Raw genomic sequence first — 2,743 nt, forward strand, 5'->3', positions numbered from 1 at the left:
TAATATTGTTGGGATTTTGTTTCTCGCAAAGCCGTTTACCCCGAGCCAAACGGGGCAAGCCCAGCTTCGTGTTCTGGGCAGAGACGCAAAGGTACAAAAGAAGAATTTTTTATTTAGTGCATTGTTATAGAGAATTGGTATTAGTTTTTTTCCCATTAAGCATCAGCATTTGCATCAAGAATGCTTCTCCAAGTTATTGTCATTTTAATTAACAATTAACAATTAATAAAAACCATAATTCATACGGTATTTCAGAGCTAGGAAAAACCTTATCTTATCTTTGCTAGTCAATTAAAGACAATTTGTAATCTTAATTAGTTGTCAAGAGAAAACTTTAAATTCTACTTAAATAAGTTTAAATGAAAGATTACCAATCCTTAATAGGATCGTGAAATTCTAAGTAATGGAGATTAAAAATTAAGCCTAATTTCCTTATTAAATCTTAATATTTTAGTTTCCAACTGCATGATGAATCACAAAATCTGAGAATTTCGCCATGACTAATCAATTAGCTGGTTTTGCTTTTTTGCCAGCAGATACTTTTGCTGAAGGTCCTCCTGCAGGGGGTAATGACGGCGAAGGTAATCCCATTGATGCCAATGGACGGACTGGTCCTTTTGATGGGCAACCAGTCCAAGGTTTTAGTGGGGTACAGTTTGCGCCAGACAATAGCGGGGCATTCTGGTTTTTGTCCGATAATGGCTTTGGGGCGCAAGACAATAGTACGGATTATTTATTACGCATATATCAAGTAAATCCTAATTTTTCAGGCGTAGAAAACGGAGACGGAAGTGCAGAAGTACAAGGCTTCGTCCAACTTTCCGACCCCGATAATTTAATACCTTTTGATATTGTTAACCAGGATAGTGAAGATCGTCTACTAACGGGGGGCGACTTTGATATCGAATCTTTTGTTATTGATGAGAATGGGGATATTTGGGTAGGAGAAGAATTTGGTCCTTACCTCTTGCATTTTAATTCTGATGGGGAATTAATCGAAGCACCCATTGCTACTCCCAATATTACCAATCTTAATACTCTTAACGGACAAGATCCGTTAGTAATAGGTCATCGTGGTGCAAGTGGAGTGTTACCAGAACATACTCTAGAAGCATATGCAACTGCGATCGCTCAGGGAGCAGACTTTATCGAACCAGACCTGGTTTCTACCAAAGACGGCGTGTTAATTGCCCGTCACGAACCTACATTGGCACAGGTACAACTCGATGAAGAGGGTAACATTCTCTTCGATGATGATGGTAATCCACTTCTTAGCACTGGCACTGCCAATACTACTAATGTCTCAGAATTACCTCAATTTGCCGATCGCCTGACCGTAAAAGATCTTGATGGAACTCTTGTAGGTGGCTGGTTTGCCGAAGATTTTACTTTAGAAGAAATCAAACAATTAAGAGCGTTACAGTCACGAGACTATCGACCTCAAGAATTTAATGGTGCGTTTGAAATTCCTACTTTTCAAGAGATCGTCGAGCTAGTTCAAGAAACTGAAGCCGAGACAGGGGTAAAGGTTGGTATCTATCCCGAAACCAAACATCCTACTTTCTCCGATCTCCAAGACGTATCTTTAGAAGAGCCTCTAATCGAGACGCTACAGGAAACGGGATTTACCGATCCAGATAGAATTTTTATTCAATCCTTTGAGTTCCAAAATCTAATCGAACTGCAAGGAATGTTGGATGCTGAAGGTTTGGGGGATATTCCTCTAGTACAGCTTTATGGCAACACTACCGAGAGTGCCAGTCCCGATGAAGGCTTTTCCGTCCCCTACGACATTCGTTACAATCTCGAACAAGGTAACGATCTGGTTGCAATTTACGGTCAAGATTTTGTCGATGCTGTAGAAAACGGTTTATCGGAAAACACCACTTACCGCGATTTAGATAGTGCCGAATTTCTGCAAATTATCAGTGATAAATATGCCGAGGGTGCTGGTCCTTGGAAAAACAATATTTTACTGCGCGAAGATCTAGAAGAACCAGTAGACGGTGATGGTGACGGCGAAGCCGAAATCACTACTCAGTTAACAGGAGAAATAACTTCTTTTGTCGATGATGCTCACGCTGCTAATTTACAGGTACATCCCTATACCCACCGCAACGAAGAACGTTTCTTAACTTTAGATGCAGAGGGCAATCCTCAAACCCCAGAAGCAGAGATCGAACAATACATTCAAGTAGGCTTTGATGGTTTCTTTACTGACTTCCCTGATACTGGCGTAGCAGTAGTTGATTCGGTCACGGGAGAATTTGTGCAGTCTCCCCAAAATCCCGATCTTGGGGATAGTCTTCCTAATATTTCTGGATCTCGCGGTTTTGAAGGGATGGCATTTAGCCCAGACCGCCAAACCCTGTATCCTCTATTAGAAGGTACAGTAGATGGCAATCCAGAAAATGCTTTACGCATCTATGAATTTGATGTAGAGTCTGCTTCCTATACAGGCTTAGTTGGTTACTATCCCACCACCGACGGTAACCCCATCGGCGACTTTACTCCCATTAATGATACTGAGTTTTTAGTTATCGAACGAGACGGCAATCAAGGAGAAGATGCCGAGTTCAAAAAGGTCTTCAAAATCGATATCTCTCAAGTAGACGAAAACGGTTTTGTGGAAAAAACCGAAGTTGTCGATCTTTTGAATATTGCCGATCCAGACGACCTCAACGGCGATGGCGAGACTACCTACGATATGCCTTTTGTAACTATCGAAGATGTAGTGGTAATA

The 2,743-nt window shown here is 41.2% G+C and carries 1 protein-coding gene; it reads left to right on the forward strand.

The annotated features are described in order from the left end of the window. Positions 1 to 496 precede the first annotated feature (496 nt). Positions 497 to 2,743, forward strand: a 2,247-nt coding sequence (locus AC33VI_RS18495; protein ID WP_491783735.1) for an esterase-like activity of phytase family protein, incomplete at its 3' end; no start/stop codon positions are given.

The sequence above is a fragment of the Waterburya sp. genome (assembly GCF_058530065.1).